Origin of the sequence: Herbaspirillum sp. BH-1 (genome assembly GCF_002870055.1) — a bacterium.
GTDB lineage: Bacteria > Pseudomonadota > Gammaproteobacteria > Burkholderiales > Burkholderiaceae_D > Herbaspirillum > Herbaspirillum frisingense.
Genome location: NZ_PKOI01000042.1, coordinates 1 through 2,601, shown reverse-complemented (window position 1 = coordinate 2,601; position 2,601 = coordinate 1). Strand labels below are relative to the sequence as shown.

The window sequence follows — 2,601 nt, the reverse complement described above, 5'->3', positions numbered from 1 at the left end:
GGCTCATGTCAGGTTCCAGGAGAGGGGTTGCGAAATCTCTTGGCTGGCGATGAGGGGGGCGGGCGGGGCAGGCATCGACGCCGCTCCCGCGCGCTTGCCGACGTGTGGCTGGCGATCAGATATCAGGGATGTCCGGCCGCTGGCTGGAAGACCTCACGGGTCATGGCAAGCCGGAACGGGCGAGTATAGGAAGCGGGGAGGGAAAAGGAACTCCTGCAAATTTCGATTTTTTGCAGGAGTTTTTGCGGCGGTTCTTGATTGGCGAGAGCAGATTTCCGGCGTCGATCTTCTTCAATCAGATTCGTCTGAAAGCGCGACGGACATCCTGACGCGGCAGGGTGATCAGAAGTGGTATTCCACGCGCACCATCGGCGTCTTGGCCAGCGAGCCGGGGACAGTGGAAGGGTTGCCGAACTTGTTGCGCCAGTACTGGTATTCCAGCCCCAGGCGCAGGCTGTTCTTGCCCATGCCCAGGCGGCTGCCGAGGTCATACATCAGTTGGGTATCGATGTTGAACTCGGGGGCGGTGGCACCGCCGAATTCATTCCTGCCCTTGGCCGCGATGTAGTTCAGGTAGCCTTCGAAGCCCCAGCCGGAACTGCCCAGCGGGATGCCCCAGGCCAGGTTCAGCATGGGGTGCGTGTCATAGCTGTAGCGGCTGCTGATGCCCTTGGGCTGGTTGCTTTCGAACAGGGCCAGCAGGCTCACATTGAGGAAGCCCGGGACATCCATCATCAGGGTCGGGCCGATGACCCACATGCGCTTCTTGGAGGCGTAGCTGTTGTCGTTCTTGGTATTCCAGTCCAGGCCCAGGGTCAGGCCGACGCCGCGTGCCGGGCCGAAAGCCAGATCGCGGCCGCTGATCTTGCCCAGGTCCAGGGTGTGGCGGTAGGTGAGATAGGCTTCCTGGGCATTGTCGTCCTTGCGGTCGGACATCAGCAGGTCGATATTGAGGAAGTTGGTGCCGTAGCGGTAGCCGCTGCTGTGGGTGAAGTTGAGGATGTTCTTGCTGATGTCCTGGCTGTTGTAGGGTTCGGCAAAGCGGGTGCCGTAGCGATAGCCGATGGCATTGTCGGACCAGTCGGCGGCGTGGGCGGCGCTCGCCGACAGTGCCAGGATGCTGGCCAGTGAGGTGCGCCGGGACAGGAATGGGATGGGCATGAAGTCTCCTCCAGTAAGTGGATAAAATTTTTATAGAGATAGTGTCGTCGTGAGGTACGGCACCGGCAGGGATGGGCCGGCAGGCCGGCCTGGCAGGGCGCTCCTGTTGGGAGCGTTGGCATGGCGGCGGGGTGGATCGGCGCTGTGGCCTGCATCGGGTGTCTTCCCCGATTTGGCGGCGGCAGCGCGGTAAGGCATTATGTCCGCTGCATCGATGGCGGGTATAAGCGCACTCGTATAGGCATCGCCGCCCGGCGGTATATCATCGGCCGGCATCGCAATTCAAATCAGACAGGGAAAGGACGGCAACATGGGCAAACTGAGCACGCACGTGCTGGATATCACCAGGGGCAAGCCCGGCGCGGGCGTGAAGCTGGCGCTGTATGCGGTGGCGGAAGGAAGCAAGACCCTGCTCAAGCAGGCCGTCACCAACAGCGATGGCCGCTGCGACGAACCGCTGCTGGCCGGCGACGCACTCAAGGTCGGCAAGTATGAACTGGTGTTTGCGGCCGGCGATTACTTCGCCGCCCAGGGCGTGGAGCTGCCGCAACCGCGCTTTGTCGATGAGGTGGTGATTGCCTTTGGCATCGCCGATGCGACGCAGAACTATCATGTGCCGCTGGTGGTGTCGCCCTGGGCCTATTCGACTTATCGCGGGAGTTGATCGGCAGAAGCCGATTCATCCATGCAGTCGATAAAAAATCCGGTCTTCGCAAGAAGCCGGATTTTTTGTTGGGCGCGTGGTTTCGAGGAAGCCAGCGCGCCGAGCGCGTAGAAATCAGAACTCGTTCTGCAATTTCTTGTAGCCCAGCACCAGTTCATTGTTGGTGCGCGCCACGTCTTCCGAGAATTCCGATGCCGCTACCGTCACACGGGGGATGGTGGAGAGGTCGGTCTTGGGGCCGATGCGTTCGGTGGAGGGGACGTAGAAGCCCGGCGGCAGGTCGCAGCCATCGACCACGGCGTTGTGGCGCACCACGCAGCCGGCGCCGATGCTGCAATTGAAGAGCACGCTGTTGAAGCCGATGAAGGCATCGTCGCCCACCGTGCAGGGGCCATGCACGATGGCGCGGTGGGCGATGGAGGTGCGCTCGCCGATGGTGACGGCGGCGCCCGACTTGGAGTGGATCACCACGCCATCCTGGATGTTGGAATGGGCGCCGATGATGATGGGCTCCATGTCGCCGTGGGCATCGACCTCGTCGGCGCGGATCACGGCGTAGGGACCGATGAAGACATTCTCATGCACGATCACCTTGCCGCACAGGATGGCGGTGTGGTCGACATAGGCGGATTCGTGGACTTGGGGCCGGTGGCCGGATGGGTTGCGGCGAAGCATGGATCGGTTTCTCCTGGGGATGCGGTGGTGCGGGGCGCCGGCGCGGCCCGGGACAGGCAGGTGCAGCGGCGCGTTCAAGCGGGGAGCGATCATACCCTGTT

At 62.3% G+C, this 2,601-nt stretch carries 3 protein-coding genes; 1 reads left to right on the top strand and 2 read right to left on the bottom strand.

The genetic code is table 11. From position 1 onward, the window contains the following. Positions 1–342: 342 nt before the first annotated feature. Positions 343–1,161, bottom strand: a complete 819-nt coding sequence (locus HBH1_RS24690) for an outer envelope protein (RefSeq protein ID WP_102664749.1) — start codon at positions 1,159–1,161, stop codon at positions 343–345. 310 nt (positions 1,162–1,471) lie between these two features. Here HBH1_RS24690 and uraH point away from each other — a divergent pair, with 310 nt between their 5' ends. Then, positions 1,472–1,825 carry a hydroxyisourate hydrolase gene (uraH, locus tag HBH1_RS24685; RefSeq protein ID WP_006465218.1) on the top strand — a complete coding sequence of 118 codons (354 nt, stop codon included), beginning with the start codon at positions 1,472–1,474 and terminating at the stop codon, positions 1,823–1,825. 114 nt (positions 1,826–1,939) lie between these two features. Here the strand turns inward: uraH and HBH1_RS24680 are convergent, their stop codons facing one another. After that, a complete protein-coding gene (locus tag HBH1_RS24680) occupies positions 1,940–2,500 on the bottom strand; it encodes a gamma carbonic anhydrase family protein (RefSeq protein ID WP_006465219.1) in 561 nt (186 codons plus the stop codon). Between the last annotated feature and the right edge of the window lie 101 nt (positions 2,501–2,601).

Bases quoted from the DNA above. Each gene is read 5' to 3' on its own strand.
- HBH1_RS24680 (WP_006465219.1), bottom strand. From the start codon at position 2,500: ATGCTTCGCCGCAACCCATCCGGCCACCGGCCCCAAGTCCACGAATCC.
- HBH1_RS24690 (WP_102664749.1), bottom strand. From the start codon at position 1,161: ATGCCCATCCCATTCCTGTCCCGGCGCACCTCACTGGCCAGCATCCTG.
- uraH (WP_006465218.1), top strand. From the start codon at position 1,472: ATGGGCAAACTGAGCACGCACGTGCTGGATATCACCAGGGGCAAGCCC.